Annotated in this window: 23 protein-coding genes and 2 pseudogenes; 16 read left to right on the forward strand and 9 right to left on the reverse strand. The window is 69.6% G+C overall.

Features of this window, described 5'->3' with window-relative positions:
* The first annotated feature begins 36 nt into the window (after window positions 1-36).
* The 3 genes from N4G70_RS12525 to N4G70_RS12535 all read left to right on the forward strand — a co-directional run bounded on the left by N4G70_RS12525 (window position 37) and on the right by N4G70_RS12535 (window position 2,407).
* Window positions 37-972, forward strand: coding sequence for an expansin EXLX1 family cellulose-binding protein (locus N4G70_RS12525; protein WP_261712663.1), 936 nt, complete (start codon window positions 37-39; stop codon window positions 970-972).
* 128 nt (window positions 973-1,100) lie between these two features.
* Window positions 1,101-1,631 (forward strand): SigE family RNA polymerase sigma factor, encoded by a 531-nt coding sequence (locus N4G70_RS12530; RefSeq protein ID WP_261712664.1) that lies wholly within the window; start codon window positions 1,101-1,103, stop codon window positions 1,629-1,631.
* Window positions 1,628-2,407: a hypothetical protein gene (locus N4G70_RS12535; protein WP_261712665.1), complete on the forward strand. Its 780-nt coding sequence runs from the start codon at window positions 1,628-1,630 to the stop codon at window positions 2,405-2,407. The genes N4G70_RS12530 and N4G70_RS12535 overlap by 4 nt, the downstream gene beginning before the upstream one ends.
* A gap of 40 nt (window positions 2,408-2,447) precedes the next feature.
* Here the strand turns inward: N4G70_RS12535 and N4G70_RS12540 are convergent, their stop codons facing one another.
* Window positions 2,448-3,341 (reverse strand): NAD(P)-dependent oxidoreductase, encoded by an 894-nt coding sequence (locus tag N4G70_RS12540; RefSeq protein WP_261712666.1) that lies wholly within the window; start codon window positions 3,339-3,341, stop codon window positions 2,448-2,450.
* Between the two features lie 87 nt (window positions 3,342-3,428).
* Between N4G70_RS12540 and N4G70_RS12545 the strand changes: the two genes are divergently transcribed.
* Together N4G70_RS12545 and N4G70_RS12550 are read left to right on the forward strand one after the other, a co-directional pair.
* The gene (locus tag N4G70_RS12545; RefSeq protein WP_261712667.1) at window positions 3,429-3,983 is read left to right on the forward strand and encodes an ABATE domain-containing protein; all 555 of its coding nucleotides are present in this window, start codon (window positions 3,429-3,431) and stop codon (window positions 3,981-3,983) included.
* 225 nt (window positions 3,984-4,208) lie between these two features.
* Window positions 4,209-5,204 (forward strand): triacylglycerol lipase, encoded by a 996-nt coding sequence (locus N4G70_RS12550; RefSeq protein WP_261712668.1) that lies wholly within the window; start codon window positions 4,209-4,211, stop codon window positions 5,202-5,204.
* Between the two features lie 57 nt (window positions 5,205-5,261).
* On the opposite strand, the gene N4G70_RS12555 is transcribed toward N4G70_RS12550, so the two are convergent.
* Window positions 5,262-5,819 carry an NADPH-dependent FMN reductase gene (locus N4G70_RS12555; protein ID WP_261712669.1) on the reverse strand — a complete coding sequence of 186 codons (558 nt, stop codon included), beginning with the start codon at window positions 5,817-5,819 and terminating at the stop codon, window positions 5,262-5,264.
* A gap of 134 nt (window positions 5,820-5,953) precedes the next feature.
* On the opposite strand from N4G70_RS12555, the gene N4G70_RS12560 reads away from it, so the two are divergent.
* The 4 genes from N4G70_RS12560 to N4G70_RS12575 all read left to right on the forward strand — a co-directional run bounded on the left by N4G70_RS12560 (window position 5,954) and on the right by N4G70_RS12575 (window position 10,233).
* Window positions 5,954-6,451: a MarR family winged helix-turn-helix transcriptional regulator gene (locus N4G70_RS12560; protein WP_261712670.1), complete on the forward strand. Its 498-nt coding sequence runs from the start codon at window positions 5,954-5,956 to the stop codon at window positions 6,449-6,451.
* Between the two features lie 161 nt (window positions 6,452-6,612).
* The gene (locus tag N4G70_RS12565; RefSeq protein WP_399035192.1) at window positions 6,613-8,496 is read left to right on the forward strand and encodes a SpoIIE family protein phosphatase; all 1,884 of its coding nucleotides are present in this window, start codon (window positions 6,613-6,615) and stop codon (window positions 8,494-8,496) included.
* Window positions 8,497-9,412: 916 nt separating this feature from the next.
* Window positions 9,413-9,757 (forward strand): hypothetical protein, encoded by a 345-nt coding sequence (locus N4G70_RS12570; RefSeq protein WP_261712671.1) that lies wholly within the window; start codon window positions 9,413-9,415, stop codon window positions 9,755-9,757.
* 155 nt (window positions 9,758-9,912) lie between these two features.
* Window positions 9,913-10,233, forward strand: a complete 321-nt coding sequence (locus tag N4G70_RS12575; RefSeq protein WP_261712672.1) for a hypothetical protein — start codon at window positions 9,913-9,915, stop codon at window positions 10,231-10,233.
* Window positions 10,234-10,313: 80 nt separating this feature from the next.
* Here the strand turns inward: N4G70_RS12575 and N4G70_RS12580 are convergent, their stop codons facing one another.
* From N4G70_RS12580 to N4G70_RS12595, 4 genes and pseudogenes are all read right to left on the reverse strand, one after another.
* Window positions 10,314-11,006 carry an HAD family phosphatase gene (locus N4G70_RS12580; RefSeq protein ID WP_261712673.1) on the reverse strand — a complete coding sequence of 231 codons (693 nt, stop codon included), beginning with the start codon at window positions 11,004-11,006 and terminating at the stop codon, window positions 10,314-10,316.
* A 119-nt stretch (window positions 11,007-11,125) separates the two neighbouring features.
* Entirely contained in the window at window positions 11,126-11,377 is a 252-nt protein-coding gene (locus N4G70_RS12585) for a hypothetical protein (RefSeq protein WP_261712940.1), read from the reverse strand.
* A gap of 121 nt (window positions 11,378-11,498) precedes the next feature.
* Window positions 11,499-11,984, reverse strand: a complete 486-nt coding sequence (locus tag N4G70_RS12590) for a hypothetical protein (protein ID WP_261712941.1) — start codon at window positions 11,982-11,984, stop codon at window positions 11,499-11,501.
* Window positions 11,985-12,042: 58 nt separating this feature from the next.
* A pseudogene (locus N4G70_RS12595) lies at window positions 12,043-12,555 on the reverse strand (MFS transporter); the annotation flags it as partial.
* 26 nt (window positions 12,556-12,581) lie between these two features.
* Between N4G70_RS12595 and N4G70_RS12600 the strand changes: the two are divergent.
* The 5 genes and pseudogenes from N4G70_RS12600 (at window position 12,582) to N4G70_RS12625 (ending at window position 18,702) form a co-directional block, all read left to right on the forward strand.
* Window positions 12,582-12,758 carry a hypothetical protein gene (locus N4G70_RS12600; protein ID WP_261712674.1) on the forward strand — a complete coding sequence of 59 codons (177 nt, stop codon included), beginning with the start codon at window positions 12,582-12,584 and terminating at the stop codon, window positions 12,756-12,758.
* A gap of 194 nt (window positions 12,759-12,952) precedes the next feature.
* Complete coding sequence (locus tag N4G70_RS12605; RefSeq protein ID WP_261712675.1) at window positions 12,953-13,522, forward strand: ABATE domain-containing protein; 570 nt, start codon at window positions 12,953-12,955, stop codon at window positions 13,520-13,522.
* A 17-nt stretch (window positions 13,523-13,539) separates the two neighbouring features.
* Window positions 13,540-14,025, forward strand: a pseudogene (locus N4G70_RS12610) (MBL fold metallo-hydrolase); the annotation flags it as partial.
* A 417-nt stretch (window positions 14,026-14,442) separates the two neighbouring features.
* Window positions 14,443-16,425 carry an ABC transporter ATP-binding protein gene (locus N4G70_RS12615; RefSeq protein ID WP_261712676.1) on the forward strand — a complete coding sequence of 661 codons (1,983 nt, stop codon included), beginning with the start codon at window positions 14,443-14,445 and terminating at the stop codon, window positions 16,423-16,425.
* 798 nt (window positions 16,426-17,223) lie between these two features.
* A complete protein-coding gene (locus tag N4G70_RS12625) occupies window positions 17,224-18,702 on the forward strand; it encodes an MFS transporter (protein ID WP_261712677.1) in 1,479 nt (492 codons plus the stop codon).
* A gap of 1,121 nt (window positions 18,703-19,823) precedes the next feature.
* On the opposite strand, the gene N4G70_RS12630 is transcribed toward N4G70_RS12625, so the two are convergent.
* Window positions 19,824-20,438, reverse strand: a complete 615-nt coding sequence (locus tag N4G70_RS12630; RefSeq protein ID WP_261712678.1) for a TetR/AcrR family transcriptional regulator — start codon at window positions 20,436-20,438, stop codon at window positions 19,824-19,826.
* A 93-nt stretch (window positions 20,439-20,531) separates the two neighbouring features.
* On the opposite strand from N4G70_RS12630, the gene N4G70_RS12635 reads away from it, so the two are divergent.
* Entirely contained in the window at window positions 20,532-21,299 is a 768-nt protein-coding gene (locus tag N4G70_RS12635; RefSeq protein WP_261712679.1) for an SDR family NAD(P)-dependent oxidoreductase, read from the forward strand.
* 67 nt (window positions 21,300-21,366) lie between these two features.
* Here the strand turns inward: N4G70_RS12635 and N4G70_RS12640 are convergent, their stop codons facing one another.
* The gene (locus N4G70_RS12640; RefSeq protein ID WP_261712680.1) at window positions 21,367-22,131 is read right to left on the reverse strand and encodes a DeoR/GlpR family DNA-binding transcription regulator; all 765 of its coding nucleotides are present in this window, start codon (window positions 22,129-22,131) and stop codon (window positions 21,367-21,369) included.
* A gap of 89 nt (window positions 22,132-22,220) precedes the next feature.
* Between N4G70_RS12640 and N4G70_RS12645 the strand changes: the two genes are divergently transcribed.
* The gene (locus tag N4G70_RS12645; RefSeq protein WP_261712681.1) at window positions 22,221-23,435 is read left to right on the forward strand and encodes an MFS transporter; all 1,215 of its coding nucleotides are present in this window, start codon (window positions 22,221-22,223) and stop codon (window positions 23,433-23,435) included.
* 360 nt (window positions 23,436-23,795) lie between these two features.
* Here N4G70_RS12645 and N4G70_RS12650 read toward each other — a convergent pair whose 3' ends face one another.
* Window positions 23,796-24,011 (reverse strand): hypothetical protein, encoded by a 216-nt coding sequence (locus N4G70_RS12650; RefSeq protein ID WP_261712682.1) that lies wholly within the window; start codon window positions 24,009-24,011, stop codon window positions 23,796-23,798.
* Window positions 24,012-24,060: the final 49 nt, after the last annotated feature.

Genomic DNA, 24,060 nt, shown 5'->3' on the forward strand with positions numbered 1-24,060 from the left:
AGTGCGACGTCGACTCGATGCAATGAACGGATGGGCATGAGGACAACGAACCACCGCGCCCCGCGGCCACGGCGCGGACGCGGGCAGGCCTTCGGCATTCCGTTGGCGGTGTTGGCCGTCGGGGTTCTGGCCTGCGTGGGCGTCACGCTCCTCCCCAGCAGCGGCGCCGATGCCGGGCATCACACGGAGGCATCCGTCGCGGCTGCCCCGGCGAGCGTCCCGTCCCGTTCCGGTTCACCAGCCACGGCGCTCGGTGCCGCCACAGCATCGGCGCTGCCCCGCCCGGCGAGCCCGCGGCCGTCAGTCACCGGCATCCCGAGATCCGCCGCCTCCAGCACCCCTCGGCCGGCGTCCCTGGCGGGGCGGATCAAACCCGGGGTCGCCTACCGGGGAGTCGCGACCTCCTATGCCGCGGGGGACGGCGGGGGCTCCTGCCTGTACGGTCCGTCCAGCGATCTCATGATCGCGGCGATGAACCACACCGATTACGAGTCCGCCAAGGCGTGCGGGGCACATGTGCTGGTTCGCGCCGCCAACGGGTCGTCCATCACCGTGCGGATCGTCAACGAGTGCCCCCTGCCGTGCGCGCCCGGCCAACTCGACCTCAGCACACAGGCTTTCGCGAAACTGGCCGCGCCCTCCCTCGGTCGGATCCCCGTGAGCTGGACGCTGCTGAGCCCCGCCGCACCCGACATGATCTCCATCCGGTACAAGACCGGGTCCACCCGCTGGTGGTGCGGCATCCAGGTCATCGGCCACCGCAACCCGGTGGCGGCGCTCGAACTCAGAACAGCCGACGGCTGGCTCCCACTGCCCCGCACCGACTACAACTACTTCCTCTCCCCTGGCGGCAGCGGATGCGGCGGGGCGATCAGGGTCACCGACATCTACGGAGAACGACTCACCATCGACAAGATCGCGCTCAAACCCGACGTCGCGCAGCCGTCCGGCGTCCAGTTCACCCGGCGTTGACCGTGCTGCCCACCCACCATCACGGCTCCGCCCACGGGGGCGGCCACCATCCGGCCGCGCCGGCGTCCACAGGTGCGCTCGAGCCGGCTGTCACCGCGCACACCACAGGGAGAGGGCGACCGAGGGAGATGCTCCTCGATGACGCGTCCACGGAATTCCACGACTTCTTCGAACGCCACTACGCCGAACTAGCCCGTCTCGCCCACCTCCTGACCGGCGAGACGGACGCGGCCGACGATCTCGCCGCGGACGCCCTGGTCGCCCTGTGGCAACGCTGGGACCGATTCCGTACGGCCCACCACCCGCTGGCCTACGCCCGCGGCGTGGTGGCCAACCTGGCGCGCGAGCGGATCCGCAGCGCGGTCCGCGAGAGACGCCGGGTCGCGCTGTTCTGGTCCCGCAGCCCCCAAGAAGTGGACCCACCGGACGTGGCGGCCGTCCTGGACGTCCGTGCGGCGCTCGCCCGGCTGCCGTTCCGGAAACGGGCGTGCGTGGTGCTGCGCCACGCCTTCGACCTCTCGGAGAAGGACACCGCGATGGCACTGGGCATATCGGTCGGTACGGTGAAGAGCCAGACCTCTAAGGCAATGGCCGAGCTGGAACGCGCACTCGGCATCAGCGCGGCCCGGGAACTGACGCAGGGAAGGAGGACTCGGTGAACGAGGAGATCAGCCGAAGGCTGCGCGAGACCGCCGAGTCCCACCAGCCCGACCGCGCAAGGATGTTGGTGCGTATCGAGCGCGGCACGACCGGCGCCACCGTCCGGCACCGCACTCCCCCGATCACGAGATCACGGCCCAAGGCCGCCCTCGCCGGTCTCGTCACCGCCGGCATCCTGGCCACCGGCGGGGTCGCCGTCGCGGGCATCGTCGCAGGCCCGTCACCATCGGACACCGCTCCCGCGGTCCCGCCTCCGACCGTCCCCTCGCCAACCGCCACCCCGCGTCCCGCGCCGTCGGCGTCCCCCACCCCCACCGGCCCAACCCAGGCCCCCACACCCCGGACCAGTTCGCGTCCAGCTCCGCTCCCCAGCAGCCGGGCCCAGAACGGTCCGCTGTGGTCGGCGAGTTCGATGGGCCCGGACAACAACATCTACTGGGCCCAGAGCGACCTCATCCTCAAGACGGCCCAGCCGCTCACCTCGCTCACGGTGGAACTGCGCATCGCGCAGACTGGCGGAGTCAAGAACACCGGCAACTGGCGGACCCTGCCGAGCGACGACTTCACCGTCACGGTCCAGGAGGCCGACGGCGTACTGGTGTACCGCTGGGTCCTCAAACCCGGCCGCACCGTGCCGGCCGGACAACATGAGTTCGCCGCCCAGTACAACCACGCCATGGGCGCGCGCAGCACCACCGCCGACAACTACCGCGCCGACGCGCACGCTTCGCGCGGTCCCGCCTCGGTCTGGGGAGGATTCCCCGCGACACGTTGAGGCCGGCGGCAGTCCGGCCCGGAGCGCCGGGGGCCGGCCGTCACCGCCGCTGCTGTTCGACGATGCCCGCCCAGTCATCCGCTCCGCGACCGGCGGCGATCGCATCGTCGAAGACAGTACGCAGCAGTTCACCGACCGGCAGGGAGACGCCTTGATCGGTCGCCGCATCGAGCGCGAGGTGGAGGTCCTTGCGGCCCAGGGCCGTGGTGAATCCGGCCGGCTGGTAGCGCCGTTCGGCGATCATCGACCCGTAGCCGCTGTAGACCGGTCCCGGGAAGAGCGTCGACGTCAGCAGCTCCACCAACTGCCCGGGGTCGACACCCGCGCCCTCGGCGAGGCTGACGGCCTCGCCGAGTGACTGGATCGCGCACGCGATCAGGTAATTCCCTAGGATCTTCACGATGTTGGCCTGCTCCGGGCGGTCGCCCAGCCTCCAGGTCCGCGAGCCGATCACGTCGAAGAACGGCTGCACACGGTCGAGCAGCCCATGCTCGCCGGCCGCAAGGACATTGAGTGCCCCGGCTTCGGCGACCGGAACACGGCCGAAGACCGGGGCCGCGACATATCCGACACCGTGCTCGGCGTGCGCCGCGTCGGCCCGGCGCGCCAGGTCGGCACTCACCGTGGCGAGGTTGACGTGAACCGTCCCGCCCGGGGTCTGAGCGAGGACACCGGAGTCGAGGAACGTCTCAGCGACGGCCCGGTCGTCGGACAGGACCGAGAAGACCACGGGCGTCCGCATGGCCTCGGCCACGGAGGCGGCACGACGGGCGCCCAATGCGACCAGTCCGTCCGCGGGTTCATCGGAGCGGTTCCACACCACGACGTCGTGGCCGCTCTTCAAGAGATTGCGCGCGATGGGCCGCCCCATGGCTCCCAGACCGATGACTGCAATGCCGCTCACGCCGATCATCCCTTCCATCGAACCGTCCAAGACGGTTCAAGCGTGCCATGGCGTTACGATCGAAGCGAACCGCCTTAGGTGGTTCGGCGCGTGTCGTTGCTCACCGGGGAGGCTGGAATGACCGAGGACGTACGTCGTGTGTTCCGGATGGACAACGAGGTTCTGGCGTTCCGGTTCACCGCCACCGTCAGCGATCGCGCGGGCCGGACGCCGAGGGAGCGGCTGACCGATGCCGCACGGCTGAAGTTGTGGCTGGGAGCGGCGGGGCTCGGCGTCACTGAGGTGTCGCCCACCGGCCTGAAAGACGCCCTCGAACTGCGCGAGGCGATTTACCGGATCGGGTCGGCGATCGCCGCCGGTGAACGGCCGCGATCCAAGGACGTCCACATCCTCAACACGATCGCTGCGGCCGGGCACGCGAAGGCCGCCCTGGAACACGAACGCGCGGGATGGCATTTGACGAAGACGACGCCTGTCCGTGACGCCCTCGGGGTCCTGGCCACGGACGCCATCCGCATCCTCGGGGGCCCCGAACGCGACCGCATCAAGAACTGTGAAGGCCCGGGATGCGCGGGGCTGTTTCTCGACACCAGCCGGGGCGCCAACCGCCGCTGGTGCTCGATGAACACGTGCGGCAACAAGGTCAAGAAGTCACGAAGCGCCGCGAGGTGACGGAGGGGGACGCGTCAGCCGCGATCAGGCCGCGGCAACGATGGCCGAGGCCGCCGGATCCCGCCGGGCTTCCCATGGATCCGGGGCGCGGTCGCCCACACGGCTGAAGGCGTGTGGGCCGAACAGGTGGATACAGCGCGCCACGCGTGAGGACATCACCGGTGGTGTCGAGGCTGGGCCCGCTCTCCGCCCCCTTCGACACCTCACCAGGAGGTGCGCACCTCCGTGCGCCGATTCCTCAAGGCCGCATGCGCTGCCCTGGCCACCGCGGCCTGTCTGGCCGCCGCCGTCCCCGCCGCATCCGCAGCAACCGCCCCCTCCCCCGACGGCGCCGCCGAAGCGAGGACCACACGGTCGCCCGCGCCGCTCATCAGCCTCGGGGCCGTCAACTTCGGTGCGGCGCTGCTGGGTTCACTGCCCGATCCCGAGCGCTCCCCCGCCGGGGCCAACGACTTCTCGTGCAGGCCGGCCCCTGCCCACCCGTACCCCGTCATCCTGGTCCACGGCACCTTCGAGAACGCCTACGACAACTGGAGCGCACTCGCCCCGCGCCTCAAAAAGGCCGGGTACTGCGTCTTCGCCCTCAACTACGGCGAGGCCACACCCCACGCCCTGATGAAAGCCGTCGCCCCCATCTCCGCCTCGGCCCGGCAACTGGCCGCCTACGTCGACAAGGTGCTGACCGCCACCGGCGCGGAGAAGGCCGACCTCGTGGGCCACTCCCAGGGCGGCGGACTCCTGCCCCAGTGGTACCTCCGCTTCGACGGCGGCGCCGCCAGGGTCCACCAGCTCGTCGCCATCAACCCCAGCAGCCACGGCACCACCATCCTCGGCCTGGCCCACCTCGCCAACGCCGTCCTGGACGTGGCGGGACACGCCGGCAAACCGCTCGGCCTGGACAGTCCGGCCGCCAAGGACCAGACCGTCGGCTCCCCCGTACTCCAGAAGCTCTACGCCAACGGCGACACCGAACCCGGAGTGGCCTACACCACCATCGTCACCAGAACCGACGAGGTCGTCACCCCCTACACCCACCAGTTCCTCACCACCCAGCCCGGCGCCACCGTCGACAACGTCCTCCTCCAGAACGTGTGCCCACTCGAACTCACCGGCCACCTCGGCAGCCCCTACGAACCCAACGTCCACCAGCTCGTCCTCAACGCCCTCGACCCCGCGCACGCCACCTCCGTGCAGTGCGCCCTCCTGACAGTCCCCCTATAACCGCCCCGCCCCGCGCCGGGCACCCACAAACAGGCCGAACGCGCGCCTGCACAGGCTCTAGACCGAGACGCGCTGGGCCGCGAGGGAGGCGACCTCTTCCAGCTGGGCGTTCAGCTCGTCGGCCAGGCCCTCGGGCGCCTGGAAACCGTCCGGCCCGAGCAGGGCGTTGATGCCGGGGACGGCCACGCGGCGCTCGGTGGGGAGCATGCCGAGCCGCGTCAGGACGGGAAGCAGCATCTCGGCTGCCGGGGCGCCGCCGGTGGGACCCGCGCTGTAGCTGAGCAGGGCGACCGGCTTTCCGGCCCACTCCTTGTAGAGAAAGTCGATGGCGTTCTTGAAGGGCGCGGTGAAGGCGCCGTTGTACATGGGCAGGACGAAGAGGAACGCGTCGGCCGAGTCGACCAGGGCGCTCCACTCGCGGGTGTGCGGGTGGGCGTAGACACCGCTGGAGGCGTACTCGGGCTCGTCGAGGAAGGGCAGGGCGATCTCGGCAAGGTCGACGGAGGTGACCTCGAAGCCGCCGTGGGCACGGGCCTGGGCGCCGACCCATGCGGCGAGCGGGCGGCCCGAGGAGGTGGGGCGGGTGGCGGCGGAGACGATGTGCAGGTTGATCATGGGTGCGAACTCCCGTGAGGCGTAAACGAAGAAGGACAACCGTCTAGTGGTTGACGTGTCACCAAGCAAAGCCGCCAGTGCGTGATATGTCAACCAGGTAGATGACGTATCACCAACTTGTCTAGAGTGACCCCATGACCCCCTCTCCGAAGCCCGCACCGCGCTGGCTCACCGAGTCCGAGCAGCAGGCCTGGTACGCGTGGCGGCGGATGTTCCCCCTCGTCAACGCGGACATCGCACGTGATCTCACACAGGACAGCGGGCTCTCGGAAGCGGACTACGACGTGCTGTCGGTCCTCGGCTCGACCGACGGTCACCGCATGCGGATCAGCGCGCTCGCCGAGCTGATGCAGTGGTCGCGCAGCCGTCTGTCCCACCAGCTCACCCGCATGGAACAGCGCGGCCTCGTCCGCCGCGAGGAGGTGGCGACGGACGCCCGCGGTGCGGAAGTCGTCCTGACCGCCGAGGGCATCGAGGCGATCACCACGGCCGCCCCCCTCCACGTCGCATCGGTCCGCCGCCATCTGGTCGACCTCCTCACCCCCGAGCAGCTGCGCGTCCTGGCCGAGGTCGGCGAGCTGTTCCGTACCCGCAGGGGGATCGCCCGCAAGGGACCACCGGGCGAGGCGTGACAGAGAGCCTGTCGTGGAACAACCGGTCCGCCGGGAGATGTTTGAGGAGGTGCGGCCCTGGCAGACTTGGTCGCGAGCCGCGATCACCTCGCGTTCACAGAATCGGCCGCGTGGCCGCATTGCGGGTAAATGCGGCAGGGCGGCTTTCGCCGGCTAGGGAGATGGACGTGACGGGTCACGACGTGGGGGACGCCTCCCATCCAGGTCCTGCGACGGTGTCGGGCGCTTTCCTCGGCGCAGCTCTGGAGGACGTGCGGACCGCCGTCGTCGTCATCGACACCGACGGTCGCATCCTCTCGACCAACAGCGCCGCACACACCATGCTTGGTCACCGCTCCGAGGAGTTCCGGGGGCAGGACCTGCACGACCTGCTGCACCGCAACAGCCACGGGCACCCCGTGCCGCGCGTGCGGTGCCGGCTGAGAAGAGCCCTCCTGGCCGGCGTCACACAGCACGGGGAGGCGGAGTGGTTCGCCCGCAAGGACGGCACACTCGTCCAGCTCTCCTGGCTCAGCACACCGTGGTCGTCCGGATCGGGTGAGAGCGGCGCCTGGGTGGTGCTGTACGAGGCTGGAACCGACGCCGCGGACGGGCTGGACGATGTGCGTCCAGCACCTCTCACCGAGCTGGACCGCCTGGCCCTGCTGGCCGAGACGACCACACAGCTCACGTCCACCTTGAATGTGGACGACGCGTTGCGTCGCCTGGCGTCCCTCACCGTGCCCCGGCTCGCCGACTGGGCGGTGATCGATCTGCTCACGGATCAGGACGAAGTGCGGCGCGCTCTGGTGATGGAGCACAAGGAAGGCGTTCTCATCGAGCGCGAGGACCTGCAAGGCCCCATGCCTCCCGTGCTGGAGGACTCCCCCATGCCCCTCTCCCGGGCCCTGCGTGGGGCCGCGTCCTCACTGGCGGGCCCGGCCACCTATCAGGGCCCTCCCGACTCGGGCATCGCCGTGGAACAGGCCCGCCTCTTCACCGAGACCGGAATGCACTCCGCGATCATCGCGCCCATCCGGGGCCTGCGGAACGTACTCGGAGCCCTGACCCTGGGCCGCGCGGAACGGCCCGACGCCTTCACCTCCACCGACCTGCCGCTCTTGGAGGACATCACCCGCCGCGCGGGCCTGGCACTGGACAACGCGCGCCTGTACGAGCGCCAGCGCAAGGTCGCCGAAACCATGCAGCGCCACCTGCTGCCGCAGCTGCCGCAGGTGCCGGGGATACAGATGACGGCCCGCTACGTGCCCGCCCCGCACGCCTCCTACGTCGGCGGAGACTGGTACGACGCCTTCGCCCTCACGGAAGGCACCCATGCCCTGGTCATCGGCGATGTCGTCGGGCACGACCTCACGGCCGCGGCGGGAATGGCGCAGGTACGCAACATGCTGCGCGCCTTCGCGTGGTCCCGGCCACGGGACGCTCCCAGCGCCGTCGCCGCCCAGCTCGACGAAGCCCTCAAGAACATAGCCGAAGTGCCTATGGCCACCATGATCCTCAGCACCCTCGCCGTGGGGGACGACGGATTGTGGCGACTGCGCTGGACGAACGCCGGCCACCCTCCGCCCCTGCTGGTCGGGCACGACGGTCAAGCCCGCTACCTCACCGAAGGGCACGGCATTCTGCTGGGAGCCGGACTGAACACACCCCGCCCCGACGCAGTCACCGTCCTGCCACCTCGCAGCACCGTCATGTTCTACACCGACGGCCTGGTCGAGTCACCGCACCACTGCATCGACGACGGCCTGGACCGACTGCGCCGCCACGCGGCCGCCCTCGCCCACCGCCCCCTGGAATCGTTCTGCGACCTGCTCCTGGAGCAGATCCGCCCGAGCGACAATGACGACGACGTCGCCGTGCTCGCGCTGCGTACCCCCGCGGCCGGCCCAACAGATCAGGCGCCCGTGAACCTCCAGGTGGGTGCCCGCGACGAAGAGCTGCCCGGGGTCGGCGCCGCAGTTCCCCTGGGACTTGGCGGTAGCGCGATGGACCGGCGTCCTCACGGGGTCTCCTGGCTCAGCCGAACCTCTGGCAGGTACAGGTGATGTCAATGGGCCTCTTGGTCGTCCATGTATCGCCTTCGGCGCCGAAGTGGCGCTCGGTCACGGTGTCTTGACCGATGGTGGCCCTGCAACTCACCCCGGAATGCTGCGACTTGGCATGTCCGCACGCACGACAGGTGTCGCCGGTGTTGGGCCGCCAGCCGACGGGGTAGAACCCTCGGCAGTCGCAAGGGCCGTGGCCCTCCTCACTGTCGCAGTGGCCCTCCAAGTGGACCGTCCAAAGATGGCGGCACCGGCACCTCAACACATGATCGTCGCTCATTTCCCTCCGTCGCTTGCCCGTGCGGGCCCGGGTGGTCCGGCTGGTCAGCCACCAGAGTGCCAGCAGGAGGGAGGCCCTGGACAGGGTTTCTCAGGGGCCGACACTCGACGGGAGAGAGCAGGCATCGACCTCGAACCCGCCCTGGCTCGTGGGCGGCTCTCCCCGACACGACCCCGTCACGAGTTCATGCGGGCTTTCGCATCGCCGAGCAGATGCGCGACCCCCACCGACAGGCCATGGCCGATGTGGTGATCGAGGGCTGCGTTGATTGTGGGTCCCCTCCCTGCCGGATGTGCTCAAAACCGTGGCCGGGCCCCCACCATTGGCCTCATCATGCCGCTGCGACCGCGGACTTGACGAGCACACGGGTCCTCTGGGGAGCGATGTGTTGTGCGGGTGAGCAAGGGAAGCCTTTGGCACTCACGTTTACGGCCGCCACACGGCACGTACCGTGCTGATTCAGTAAGCCTGTTCATCGCCATCATGCTCTGCCCGTATCCGGCGGCGCTCCGGTCATTGGTGAAGGACACGGCCCGAGCCACCCCAGTCTGATGATCACGGTTGTCACACCCAAGGGTGACCAGCCCCACGCTCAGCTCGACTTCCTTCTCGGCGACTCGCTACGAAGAGCACTCCATGGCAGAGATCAACGAAGGGGTAACGATGCGCGCGCAAACGAAAAGACTGAATGTGGGCCTCGCGGCGCTGGCCGTACTTATTGCCATGCCGTCCGTTCCGGCCGCGGCGGCCCCAGGTCAGGAGCCCTGCCGCATCAACGCCGACGCCGCCGTCATCCACGTCGAACCGTCGAAGCGCGCCGCCCGGGCCGGCATCGGCTACCGCGATCAGAAATGCCTCTTCCACGGCTACACCCGGGATGTCGCCTGGGCGCACATCACGATGAAGGGCTCCGGCGTGGGCGGGTGGGTGGATCGCCACCTGATCTCCACTGCCAAGGAACAGCTCGCCCCGAGCTTCTGATGCGACAGGTTCCTCTTTTGATCGCTGCGTGCAGCGCGCTGCTCGCCACGGGGTGCGTCACGTTGTCCCCCCAATCCGCCCGGCACAACAGCCAGTTCGTGCCGACGGGCAACCGTGTCGAAACCGGGGCTCACGGGCCGGCGTGGCCCCAACCCGTGCAGCCACCCGCACGCGAGACCCTGGCCCCCGCCTACGGTCCCGCGCCCGACGGACCCACGACGGGCACACCCGCATCAGGCAGCACCAAGGCAGCGGGCCGGGCCCGTCGTGACCGCAGGCAACACGAGGCAGCCCCTCCTCGTCACCACACCAAGGAGCAGCACGCGGCCACCGACCGCTCAGCGCCCGCGCCCCATCCCCGCACCGCCCACCCCACGCCCACCTACGACGCCCGGGCCGTTTGCTCCTGGGCGCAGGGCACCGGGCTCGGCTCCTCCATCGTCCAGGCATGCCGCGAGCAGCTGAGCGGCCACTGACCCCTGGATGCGACCAGGACCACCTGTCTGCGAGGTGAGGGGCGGAGGCGGTGATGCTTCGAACTGCCAATCCCTGGTTGTCAATTGTTGCTGATCCAACGAGTCACATCGCTCGTTCTCCGCAGCCTCGCGGTCTCGGCCAGGTCGGCCACCACGCACACCGCATGCGTCCCCAGCGCGGGCGTTGGGCTGCCCACCGCGATACAGGTCGCTCCACTCGCCCTGGCGGCTTCGATGCCCGCGGCGGAGTCCTCGAAGATCACGGTCTGCGTCGGCGCTACCCCAAGGCGGCGACATGCAAGGAGGTAACCCTCGGGATCGGGCTTGCCGTGGGTGACGTCGTCAGCCGTGACGAGAGTCGCGAAGTAGGCGTCGATCCCCAGCCGGGCCAGGTGGTGGGTCGCATAGGCGAGGCCACCGGAGGTGACGAGAGCGGCGGGGATGCCTTCGTCGTGAAGCCGTTCCAGCAAGGTGCGTGCGCCGCGCATGAGCGGGGCCTCCGGCAGATCCCCCGCCTCTTCGAAGCGGCGTAGATCGCGACGGATGTCGTCCTGCGTCACGCCGGGCCCGAACCGGTGGAACTGCTCGGCGATGACATCCGCGCTGCGGCGCCCACCGAACGAGGTGAGCAGATCCGGAGTGCTGGCGATGCCGTGCGCGGTGAGGAGTCTCTTCCACAATTCGCGGCTGCGGGGTTCCGAGTCGATCAGAGTGCCGTCGAGGTCGAAGAGCGCCGCATCGGCCGTGAGGGGAGAAGGGATGGGACCTGGCAAGGGTTGGTCCTTTCGAATCGGGGCGGGGGCGGGGCTGGGTGTACGACCCCGGTGTGGGGATGCACCTTGTTGCCCGTGTCGTGTTCGGCGGAAGTGACGGGTGCAGGGGCGGCGGGGTGTCAGCGAGGTGGTGGGCGGCCGGAGTTGGTGGACACGACCGACTCCGGTGCTTCGACGGCCTCCATCGGCCGGGCAGGAGCTGGGTAGGTGTCGACCTCGGTGTCCAGTGCTGTGTGCACACAAGCGAGCCCTACGTGCACACAGGTGGGCTCGGCCATTCCGCGGATCAGGACGGCCACCATGGACCCGTTCGCCGCGAGGCTGTCGACGAGTACGCGGTATGTTCCGGAGGAGCATGAAGTAGCCCGCAACCAGGCCAAGTTGGCCGATGAACGCGGCCAAGCTCCATGGCCAGGCGGCCCCGGGGCGTTGTGCCACGGCCGGGTCCCGCACGGCGGCACCCTCTGAGCGGGCCACGTGCGAACAGAGTCCTCACGTGCGGTCCTTGAGAGAGGCAGTGAAGCCGGCCGAATCGTCGGAGTCGCTGTGGGCGCCACGGCCGGCATGGGGAGGGGCAGCGTCCGACCCGGCAACCGCGTGGTTTCGGCCGGTGGTGAGCAGGGTTGCTCCGAGCAGGGTCGCGAGAACCTGACATGCGGCGACCGCGAACAGGAGCGCGCCGGTACCAATAACGCTGACCGCGCCCGCAACGGCCGCGCCCGCGGCGGCGGTTGTGCTCTTCAGCCCGGCGCCCAACGTGAAGATCTGGGTGCGGAACGCCGTCGGCGCGTACCGTTCCCAAGCGGCGAGCAGCGCGCTGAAAAGTGGTCCTGTACACGCCCCGGCCAGCGCGAAGAGCGCCGCCGTCACCCCGAGCGCCGGATTGGTCGCGGCCAGGGCGAGAGGCAGCCCGGTCGCCCACCAGGCAGGCCAGCACCACGCGCTCGGGATGGGTGCCGGTCCAGGGCCGTACGGCATAGACGACCGACCCCATGAGCGCACCAACCGCGAACGCGGTCATCAGACCACCCGCTGCCCATCCCGCGGCGTACCGCTCGGCCAGCAGCGCGGTCAGTACGGGCAGGGCGCCGATGCCGATCTGGCCGACGCAGCTGGCCCATGTGACGGCACGCAGGGGCGGGTTCCTGACCAGTTCCAGCAGCCCGCCCGCAATATCTGCCCGGCGCAGCCGAGCGGAGCCCCCGGTCCGTGCCCTCCGACGGGCGAGGGGCAGCGTGAGCAGGATCAGCCCCGCGAGCACGGCGGCGGCCGCGAGTACGACAAGGGACGTCTCCGGGTTCACCGCCGCGGACGTGGCCGCGGCAACAGCCGGACCAAAGATGCCCGCCAGGTTGTACGAGGCCGAGTCGATGCTGAAGGCGGTACCCAGCCGGTCGGCCGGGACCAGTTCCCCGAGAAGGCTCGTCAGGCCGCCGGTGACAAGGGGGGCACAGCATCCGGCCGCCGCGCTGAGGGCGAGGGCGTAGACGGCGGGTAGGCGACCGACCGCGAGTGCGGTGGCGGCCAGACCGAAGCCGTAGGCGATCAAGCACGACGCGTGGAAGAGCGCCGTCGATGACGGACACGGTCCGCCAACGCGCCGAGCAGCGGGGCCGCCACGACGTGCGGGATCATGAGCGCCGCGACCAGCGCGCCGCCCAGGCCCGCGCTGTGCGTACGTCCCAGTGCGAGCAGGACGAGGGCGATGCGGGCGCCTTCGTCGGCGAGTCGAGCGGGTACGGCTACTGCTAAGTAATGCGCCAGGCGAGAAGCGGTCCGGGCGGGTTCGGCCGTTGTGGACATGTGCCCTCCTGCCGGGCTACGGGCGAGGTGCGATGGTGTCCCGGATCCGTTTGTACGGTGAGGGACTCGGTCTCGACGTCACCCCTCAAGGGTCTGATTCCACGATCTTGCTGATACATGCCGGGGAGCGCCACACTGTGGTCGTGGACTTCACTTTCGTCAGCGACGACCTGGCTCTGGACTTCGCCGCGACTTTGACCTGGCGCACCAGCTACCCCATCGAGCTTCTGGCCGAGCCGGCGGATCTGGCCGCCTGGGCCACCCAGTCGGGCCTGACCGAGCGCCCCGGCCGCGTGAGCCGCGCGGCGCTCGACCGCGCCCGTCTGCTGCGCGAGGCGATCTACCGTACGGCCGCCGCGGCAGAACGAGGGGACGAAGCCGACGCCGCTGACGTACGACTGATCCGCGACGAGGCCCGCGGCTCCCAGGTCACGGTGGCGCTCATCGCCCTCGGCGAGAGCGAGCGACGAGGCGACATCGGGGCGGTGCTGGCCACGGTCGCGACCCGGGCCGGCGAACTGTTCGGCGGCCCGAACCGACGTCTCGTACGCCACTGCGCCGGCGAAAGCTGCACCCGGTTCTTCCTGGACCGCTCGCGCACAGGAAGTCGCCGGTGGTGCGACAAGTCGTCGTGCGGGAGCCGGGCCAATGCCTCGGCCTATCGCCGCCGCAAGTCCACCGCGCTTCCTCCCGGGGGCAAGCAGGACCGCTGACCCGCGCCCCTACGCGGCCGCCTGGAATCGCCGACCGCTTGGCCGACTTCCTCACCCACACTCCGCGCCGCAGCCCGATCGAATCGGCCTTCGCCGTCACCGAGTTGCACGACGGCCACCGAGCGACCATCGGGTCACTCCGACTGATCAGCCGGTCGGTGTCACACGGCATACCCGCCTTCGCCGTGCGCATCGAAGCGGAAGGCAAGTCACTGGTGTACTCCGGGGGCACGGCACCATGCCAGAGCCTCACCGAACTGGCCGAAGGATGCGACGTGCTCTTGTGCCAAGCCGAGAGCGCACAGGCACCGACCGAAGGCAACCAAGTGCATCACACACCTGAGGACGCCGGCGAGACAGCCCGCACGGCGAGGGCCGGCCGACTGATCGTCACGCACGTCGGCCGCTTCCTCACGCCGCAGCAAGCGGTATCGCGTGCCTCGGCACGGTTCGACGGCCCCGTCGACTACGCCGCGCCCGATACCACCTTCCCGATCGGCTAGACCGAGGTCGCCCCGTCGGCGGCCGCCGACTGCCCCCCAGCGGGCGGGCCCACCGTGGGCCCGGATGGGGCGGGCCGGAAGTCGTCACCAAGGGGACGGACCGAGTGCCGCGTGCTCGAACAAGTGGGTTTCAACTGACCTTCTCCATACGGGAGTTGGGCCGTCGGTCCCTCATCGAACGTGCTTTCACGGGTCCGCTCCTCAAAACGCACATCGGCGCCCCGCAGATGCGCTTAGCTGTCGCCCTGCATCCCTCGCCCATCTGCTGGAGGCCTCCATGCATGTGCTGTGCCCTGCACCCGCCGGGGACGGACTTCGCGTACATCGCCCTGCTCACGCCTCCTGTTCGGCGTGCGGGGCCGTGGGGCCCGGCCGTACGCGATCGGAGAGTTGCCGATGAGTGTGTGGCGTGCGCGGATGACGGAACCCGCGGTCTCGGCAGCGGAGCAGGAGTTGTTCGGCGGGGCGCTGCGTTACGACGCGGCGTGGTCGGAGCACGAGCGGACACGCGTGGAAGTGACGTTGCTGTCGGCGTTGCGGTCGATGCCGCGTCTCGTCGGGGCGACGGTGAAACGGGCGTGGCGGGCGGACCGGTCAGGACTGGTGGTGCTGGGCATCGCGGAGATCGGCCAGGGCATCGCAGCAGCGGTCGGACTGCTGATCGTGAATACCGTCATGCACGCGCTGCTGGGCGGCGGGAGCGCGTCCGATCGGCTGCATCAGGCGTTACCAGCGGTCGCGGCGGGGGCGTGTGCGGCGGTGGTGCGGTCGTTGCTGGCCGGACTGTCCACGTCACGGGCGGGTCGGCTGGAGCCGCTGGTGGAGCGAATCGCGACCGTCCAGTATTTGCGGGCCGCGGCCGAGGTGGAGCTGGAGGCGATCGAGGACCCGCAGTTCAAACGGCTCATGGATGTGGCCCAGTTCGGGGTGGACGCTTCCCGGAGGATGATCTCCGCGTGCATCGCGGCCCTGAACGGGGTGATCAGCCTGGTGTCGGCGGCGGGCGTGCTGAGCGTCCTGGACGTACGGCTGCTCCCGATGCTCCTGCTGATCGCCGCCCCTCGGGCATGGGGAGCGATGCGGGTCGCGCAGGAGCGCTACGTTTCCCGGCTGACATGGATCGAGCATGTACGGGCATCTCGGCTGCTCGGCAATCTGCTGACCGAGCGGACGGCGGCGCAGGAAGTCCGGGTGCACCAGGTCGGGCCCTACTTGCTGACCAAGTACGAGCAGATGGCGGAGAGCGCCGAGTCGGAGCAGCGTCGTCTGGCGACCCGCAAGGCCATGATCGAGCTGGTCGCGGCCGGCTTGTCCGGCCTGGCGACGGCACTGACGTACGCGGCGGTGTACGGGATGATCACCGCCGGGTGGATGAGCCTCGCGGTGGCGGGCACCGCGATCCTGGCGATCCGGTCCGGATCGGCGTCACTGGGTTCCCTGGTGATGAACCTGAACCAGTTGAACGAAGAAGCCCTCTACGTCCGCGATCACGAGAACTTCGTGACCGGCGCCGCCAGACGCGCGCTCCCCACCGGAGGTGCCCCGCTCGCGCCCAGGCTCGGCGCGGTGGAACTGGAGAAGGTCTCCTACCGGTATCCCGACCGTGAGCAGGAGGCGCTGCACGAGGTGTCGCTCCGGCTGGAGATGGGCCGGGTGATCGCGGTCGTCGGCGAGAACGGGTCCGGCAAGTCCACGCTGATGAAGGTCCTTTCAGGCCTGGTGAACCCGTCATCCGGCACGATCCGCTACGGCCGACAAGACGTGGCCGACGTCGACCGCCGCGACGTCTTCGGACGGGTCGCCGTGCTCACCCAGGACTTCCAGAGGTGGCCTCTGACGGCCGCGATGAACCTGCGTATCGGACGGCCCGAGTACCAGCACTCCGAAGACGGGCTCACGGAGTCGCTTCGTCACGCGGACGCGGACCGCCTGTGGGAGAAGTTCCCGGCCGGCTGGCAGACGCTGCTCGGGAGAATGTTCCGGGGCGCCGCGGACCTGTCGGGGGGCGAGTGGCAGCGCATCGGCCTTGCCCGCACCCACCGGCGGACCGTCACACAGGACGCGGACAGCCTTCTGATCGTCGACGAGCCGACCTCCGCCCTCGACCCGGAGACCGAGATCGAAGCATTCCGCCGGGTACGCGCCCTGGCCTCGCCCCACCGCGTGGTCGTCCTGGTCACCCATCGCATGTCCGGGGTGCGGCACGCCGACGTGATCCACGTCCTGCACCAGGGGTGCCTGATCGAGTCAGGCAGTCACCAAGAGCTGATGGCCCGGCCCGGCGGTCGCTACCGGGCCATGTTCCTGGCCCAGGCGGCCGAGTACACCAACGCCCCGGACGACGACTCCGTGCCCCGCCCACGCCCGAGCACACGCTCCTCTCATGAGCAGCCGCAGTGAGGGTGGGGCATCGCGCGGGTCTGCACGAGGCGCTGCTCGCCACGGTGGAAGCCGAGCGGGTGCTGTTGAACGTCCACCCGGGCGGCAGCGCAGCGTCAGCCCCCTACCGGGCGTGGGGGTACCGCCCCGGGGGCCGGGCGCGGCCATGGGGGACGGGCACGACCATGGGGGACGGGCACGACCATGGGGGACGGGCACGGACCTCCGCGACGTGATGTTGCTCGACTTGCGCTGAAAGCGCCGCCCCGTCGGTGCGTTCCCACCCTCGACGACTCACCCGGCGCGGCACCTGACTGCGAGGTTGCCAGGGCGGCCGGGACTTCGACCTGGGGTTGAGACCGACGGAAGGCCATGGCGCTCCCGGACAGCGATGGTGTCGGAGTACCAGCGTGCCTGACTGTTGTCACGTTCAAGACCATCGGGCCCTGAGCTCCGGAGGGGTGCGGGGCGGTCGGGTTCGCGGGGGTCGCTATCTCGTGTGCGGTGGCGCCGGGGGTGTCGTATGGTGAATCGGTTCCTGTGCCGAGGTGTCGGTGGCAGTGACCGGACTCCCGTTCCATCTGTGTCGATCTTGAGGTGACCTATTAACCAGGCCATGTAGTCGTCCGCGTTCCCCACGTGCTGAGTTGTCGCACGTGTCCGGGGGCGGACGTCGCGCCGGCCTGAGTTGCGTCACCCTCCTCCGTTGTCTGTTTCCCCGGGTGCGGCTCTGCCGTCTGCCCCGGGTTTCGTGTTCTCCGGCCCCGGTGCGGCTGTCGGCAGGGCTCCCCCGATCCCTCTGGATCAGGAGTTCCCGTCATGTCTTCCTCCGCCCTCGAAAACGAGCCCCAGCACACCACCGAGCCACCGGGGCACGCGGTACCCCACCACCCGAAAACGGCCCTGGCGGCCCAGATCGCCTTCTTGGTGCTGCTGGTCGCCGAGCTCATGGACATCCTCGACCAGTCGGTCGTCCTGACCGCCCTGCCCGCGATCCAGGAGTCGACAGCTGCCGGGCCGGCCGCCGTGCAGTGGCTGACGACCGGATATTCGCTGCCCGTCGCGATCGGGCTGATCACCGGCGGGCGCCTCGGGGACCTCTACGGCCGGCGCAGGATCCTCCTCATCGGCACCGTCGTGTTCACCGCGGCCTCACTTCTGTGCGGCCTCGCCAACGGTCCCGGCCTGCTGATCGGCGCCCGGGCGATCCAGGGCGCGGGAGTGGCCCTGATGATTCCGCAGGTCCTGGCCACCCTCCATGTCACCTTCGAGGGGCAGAACCGCAGCAAGGCCTTCGGGCTGTACGGGGCGGTCCTCTCTCTTGCCAACGTCCTGGGCCCGGTGCTGGGCGGCCTGCTCACCGAGGCCGACTGGTTCGGGCTGTCCTGGCGGCCGATCTTCCTGGTCAACGTGCCCGTCGGCCTCGCCGTGATCCTGCTGGGGCGCAGGTTCATCCCCGAGTCGACCGCCGGGAAGGCGGGCCGGCTGGACCTGACCGGCATGCTGCTGTCCGCATTGGCCGTCGTTCTGATCGTCCTCCCGCTCAGCGAGGGCCATCTTCACCACTGGCCGCTGTGGTGCTTCATCCTGCTCGGCACAGGCCTCCTCGTCCTTGGCTTCTTCCTGCGTCACCAGCAGCGCAAGCAGGACGACGCACCCCTCGTACCGCTGTCGCTCCTCCGGGGCAGGCAGTTCTCCGGCGGACTCTTGGCGCAGCTCGTACTCGGCCTGCTGTGCGGGCTGTTCTTCATGACCTGGACCCTCTACCTCCTGCGCGGGCTGGGAATGAGTCCCTTCCACGCAGCCATCGCCTTCGTTTTGCTCTCCCTCGGAGAGCTGGCCGGCGCGACCGTCGCGGCGAAGAGCGGCGGACGCTTCGCCCGCCGGTTGCCCCAGGCCGGAGCCCTCATCGCGTTCGGCGCGATGGCCGCCTATGGGCTCCAGATCGAGCGGGCTCACGCGGACCTGACGCTCATGGCAATGACAACTCCGGTGGTCCTGATCGGCTTCGGCCTCGGCATGGTCAGCGGGCCGCTCGCCGACATGTCGCTGGCCAGGGTGCCGCACGGGAATGCCGGGGCCGCTTCGGGCCTGTTCAATACCGCCATGCACCTGGGCATCGCCCTGGGTACCGCGCTGACGGCCCTGGTGTTCTTCGCCGCCACCAGCGGTTCACCCGACGCCGAACTCAACCGCGATGCGTTCGCCTCCGTGCTGTGGTGGGTCGGCAGCTTCCTCGCCCTGATGTGGGCCCTGATGTTCTGCCTGCCCAAGGAGTCCAACAGCGTGGCGAGTTGAGCGCCTGGAGCCCGGCCGATGCGTTCGGCCGGGCCCCAGGGGCTCGGCCTTCCTCCGAGGAGCCGGGTACACACCGGGGCGCAGGAGCCGGTGTGCCCCTGCCGTCGGACGTTACGGACCCGGCCAGCGCCAAGGGCGTCCCCTCGGTCCGACGAGACGACCGTCGGCCATCGGCCGGGCCCACATCTCAGCCCCATGATCGGGATGGTTGGCCCGGTGGGTTTGGCATCTCCGGAAGGGGACATCCGTGGGGTGTTGCCATGCGGCCGGGCTCATCACATCGAGCGCGGCTCGTTTTAGTTGGTGAGTGAGGGTGTGCATATGCGTGAGGGACTGACGGGGCGACGTTCGGAGACGGCCGGGCGGCCCCAGGTGACATCAGCACCGCAGTGGCAGAACTTGTTCTTGGCACCCGCATGGGGGGACGACATCGCTGAGGACGTCGACACCGACTGGCAGCGGGTATCGGATGCCGCCCCGGTGACGCCCCGGCGCCGGGGCGGGCGCCGACACGGTGTGCCTGCTGCCTGACTGGGGGCCGGGCGGGCCTGGTGGCGGTGATCATCTAGTTCGGCAGCGAGCCGGGGCGTGCTGGCTGTGCCCTGCGTAGGCTCGCTGCCGCGGCCGTTTCGAAGCCCGGCATCATGCCGTGAAGGGCTTCTGCCGTCGCGCGAGCGTCCAAGTCGCGTGCCGAATGGCGGCATTGGGGACTTGGGGCTCAGAGCGGAGGGAGTCACCAACCCCTACGACGCCGACGCCAACAAAGGCCGCGTCACCGACGTCAGCCGCAATAACGCCTGAGGGCCGACCATGCGGCCTCCCCCTTCTCCGTCACCGCGTCGTTCTGGTCGCCCCACTCACGCCGCCGCTATGCGGGCGGGTCGGCCGATCGGGCAACTGCCGGATGATGGCTGCGACGCTCTGGGCCGATGGCCGATGGCCGATGGCCGCGGGCCACGGGCCGCAGGCCACGGGCCGCAGGAATCAACTGCCGGCTGGGCACACTCCCCCACATGCGGGTCCCGCCTCGCCCCCCAGGAAGATGCCAGCACCCTCCTGCCCGTCGGACCAGGAGACCTGATCAGCGTGCACCCTCCTGCCCATCGGATCAGGTGACCTGATCAGCGTCGCGCCGTCGGCCAGGCCGCCAGTGCCAGTTCGACGGCTGCGGTCAACTGGGCTGCTGTGGCCCCGTCTTGGGCTCGTTGCGACAGTCCCTGGAGGACGGCGGCGTAGTAATCCGCCAGGGCCCGAGGGCTCGCCTCGGCGGGCAGTTCCCCAGCGTGCTGTGCCTCCCGCAGTCGCGCCTCGAACCCGTCCACGTTCTTGTTGCGCAGATCGCGGAGGAACTCTCGCACCCCCGCATCCAGCGGGGTGACATTGGTTGCCGCGCTGATGGTCAGGCAGCCGGCCGGGTGCGACGGGTCCGGGTAGATGACGGCAGCCTCGCGCAGGATGCGCGCGAACGCCCCGTACGCTGTGGCCTCCTCCTGGAGCGCCACCCCCGCGAACGCACCGACAGGCGACCGGCCATAAGCGTCGACCACTTCCTCGAACAGGGACTTCTTGTCACCGAAGGCCGCGTACAAGCTCCCTGAGCGGATCCCCATCGCCTCGGTCAGCTCACCGATGGAAACGCCCTCATAGCCGCGTTCCCAGAACAGGCGCGTGGCCGCGGCGAGTGCAGCCGCGCGGTCGAAGGTGCGCGGGCGGCCGCGCTTGGGTGTCTCGGTCATGCGGCACATTCTAGAACGCTCGACCAAAAAACCGTGGTAGCTTCTTTCTTGGTCGATCACTCAACAAATGAAAGGCGGCCAACCACCGTGAGCATGCAGCGACTTGAAGGAAAGACCGCACTCGTCACCGGAGGCAGCAGGGGCATCGGACGCGCGATCGCGGAGCGGCTCGCCCGGGACGGCGCCCTTGTCGCACTCACCTACGCCCGCGACGAGAGCGCGGCACACGACACCGTGGACCGCATCCGAAAGGACGGCGGTCAGGCCTTCGCCCTCCACGCCCAGCTTGGCAGTCACGGCGACGCCGCCGCGCTGTGGTCAGCCTTCGACGCCCAGATCCCGCGCCACGCGCCCGAGCCGAGCGTCGACATCATCGTCAACAACGCCGGCATAGGACGCAGTGCGGACCTGGCAGCCCTGACCGAGGACGGCTTCGACGAGGCCTTCGCCGTGAATGTGCGCGCACCATTCTTCATCGTGCAAGAGGGGCTGAAGCGGTTGCGAGACGCCGGCCGGATCATCAACATCTCCAGCGGTGCGGCCCACCTGGCCATGCCGGAAGCCATCGCCTACGGCGCCACCAAGAGCGCCCTGGACAACTTCACCCTCAACCTCGCCAAGGAGCTGGGCGCCCGGGGCATCACAGCAAACTCGGTCGCGCCCGGGATCATCGACACGGACGCCAACGCCGGATGGCTGCGCGGCAATCCGGAGGCCGAGGCCAACGCGGCATCCCTGGCCGCACTGGGCCGGGTCGGACAACCGGAGGATGTCGCCGACATCGTGGCCTTCCTCGCCTCCGACGACGCGCGTTGGGTCACCGGCAAGGTGATCGACGCAACCGGCGGCTCCGGTCTGTGACCCTTGCCCCCGAATTCGCACCCCCCATAGCGACCTCCTCGCCGAGCGGACAACCCGCCCGGTCCGGTCAGACCGTCTTGACGACCGCGCCGGCGCGTTCGAGGGCCGTCACCTCGTCGGCGGGCGCCGTGGTGTCGGTGACGAGCGTGTGCAGGAGGTCCACGGAGCCCACATACGCGTAGGCGGTGTGACCGAGCTTGGAGCCGTCCGTCGCCAGGACGGTGCGGCGCGCGGAGGCGATGCTCGCCTTTTTCACTGCGGCGTCGTCGAGGTCGTAGGCGGTCATACCGTCGGCGGCGGTCAGGCCGCAGCAGCCGATGACCGCCGTGTCGAAGCGAAGAGCCGCCAAGGAGGCGAGAGTCAGGGGGCCGGTCAGGGCTCCCTCACCGGTGCGGGGCTGTCCGCCGGGCACGACGAGCTTGGCCGGGCCGGGTGTTTCGCCGAGCAAGTGGATGGCTTGCAGGGAAAGGGGCAGCACGGTGACGGGCCGCTCCCGAAGGAGGCGGGCGACCTCCAGGCAAGTGGTGCCGCTGTCGAGCAGGACCGTCTCGCCGTCGGCGATGAGCGCGGACACCTCGGCCGCGATCCGGCGCTTCGCGTCGACCGCCTCATGGGCCCGCAGCGCGAAGGGGGGTTCCTCGCCCCTGAGCAGCAGGGTGCGCGCCCCGCCACGGACACGTTCCAGAACGCCCTGCCCGGCGAGGATGTCCAGGTCGCGCCGGATGGTCATCTCCGAGGCTCCCGTCAGGCCGGCGAGGTCCTGGACCGTGGCGGCGCCGGAGTCCCTGACGATCTTGGTGATCAACCGGTGCCGATTCATGCTGCTGCTCATGCCGAAATTGAACACCACCTCATAACAAACAGGAAGAGCGTTCGTTCATGGCTGTTTCGAACATGCAGACTGTTCGTTATGGTGTCGGCATGGAACGTTCGGTTCGAGCCGCCCGCGCGGCGACCTATGTCTACTTCGTCCTGTGCGGCACCTTGATGGGCGCGTGGGTGGTGCACATCCCGGCCGTCGAGGAACGCGTGGGCATCAGCCACGCGACACTGGGCGGCCTGCTGGTGCTGCTGGGCGCCGGGGCCTTCGCCGGTATGCAGGCGGCCGGGCCGTTGACCGACCGTCTCGGCGCACGCGTCGTGATGCCCGTCGCCGGTGTGCTGTGCGGCGCGGCGCTGGTCCTGCCCGGCCTCGCCCGCGATCCGTGGACGCTGGCCGGAGCACTGCTCGTCTTCGGCTTCTGCAACGGTTGCCTGGACGTGAGCATGAACGCCCACGCCGTTCACGTGGAGAGGGCGTACGGCCGGCCTGTCATGTCGGGCTTCCATGCCACCTTCTCCGTCGGTGGCGTGCTGGCCTCGCTGCTCGGAGCATGGACCGCGAGCGCCGGCCTGGACCCGGTGACGAGCATGGGCGCCATCGGAGGGGCGAGCATCGTGATCGCCCTGGCCTCGGGACGCGCGCTGCTGCCCACCGCCCCCGCCTCCACTCGCTCCTCGGAGGACGAGGACGAGCAGGGCGAAGCGTCCACCCCTCTCGGGCGCCGCAGCGCCACCGGGCGTGTCTGGGTCCTCGCCGTGCTGGCTCTGATGGTCATGCTGTGCGAGGGCGCGGCCAACGACTGGAGTGCCCTGCACCTGAAGGACGTCCTCGGCGCACCGGCCGGCACAGCGGCCCTGGCGTACGGCACCTTCACCGCGGCCATGACCACCGGCCGACTTCTCGCCGACCGTCTCGTCGCGCGTTTCGGTTCCGCGGCGATCCTGCGCTACGGCGCCGCAACCGCCGCCGTCGGCATCACGACCGTGGCACTGACGCCGTGGATGTGGGCAGCGTTCGCGGGGTGGGCACTGTTCGGCCTGGGCCTGTCCGGTTGCGTCCCGCAACTGTTCAGCGCCGCCGGACATGCCGACCCCGAGGCCGCCGGGGCCAACGTCTCGCGCGTGGCCGGTCTCGGATACGTCGGCATGCTGGCCGGCCCCGCCGTCATCGGCTGGCTGACCCACCTCGTCGCCCTGAACTACGCCTTCGTCCCGCTGATCCTGCTGTGTGCAACTGTCGCCGCGGCGGCCGGAATCCTGCGCACCTCATCCGACCGCACCCACGAGAGCGAGCCGGCACACAGCGGTCCCTGACTGCCTGTGCGGCACGGATCCTGACCTCCGTGCCGCACAGGCTTCTCGCCACATCGCCCATGCACCCACCGCGACGCCACATCAACCGGCCGCCGAGACGGACCGTCTGCCACGGCTGCCTCAGGCAGGCGGCTGACGTACGCGGACGTAAGTGTTGGGGGGCCTACCGCATCATTTGGCGCCCAACGCTTCACTGGGCGCCTACCGCTTCTTGCGCCACGCGATGACGAGCGGAACGACAATGCAGACAACCGCCAGGGCGAAAAGAACAATTCCCAGTGTTCCACCGGGCGTTACCGAGGTACGCGCAAGGATCATCACTGACTCACTTCCACTTCCGGTGAGGGGCGGAATGACCGCCTAACGGTTCTTGGAGCGAAACGCGGCCCACACCGCGAGGCAGAAGGCGTCGACGCCAACGGCCACCATGAGTACGGGCCACGCTGCGCCCCAGCCGCCCTTGAATCCCAGAACGACCGCGAGCGCGTAGAGCAGCGCGGACATGACGATCACGATGACGGCGTTCCGCCTGACGGCGTTTCTTGATCCGTAGGCATGTTCAAACATTCTCGCCATCACGCTTCCCTTCGTCGTACGTCGTCCATGATTACGCTTCTGCCGAGGG

Origin of the sequence: Streptomyces sp. ASQP_92, from assembly GCF_025399895.1 — a bacterium.
Classification (GTDB): domain Bacteria; phylum Actinomycetota; class Actinomycetes; order Streptomycetales; family Streptomycetaceae; genus Streptomyces.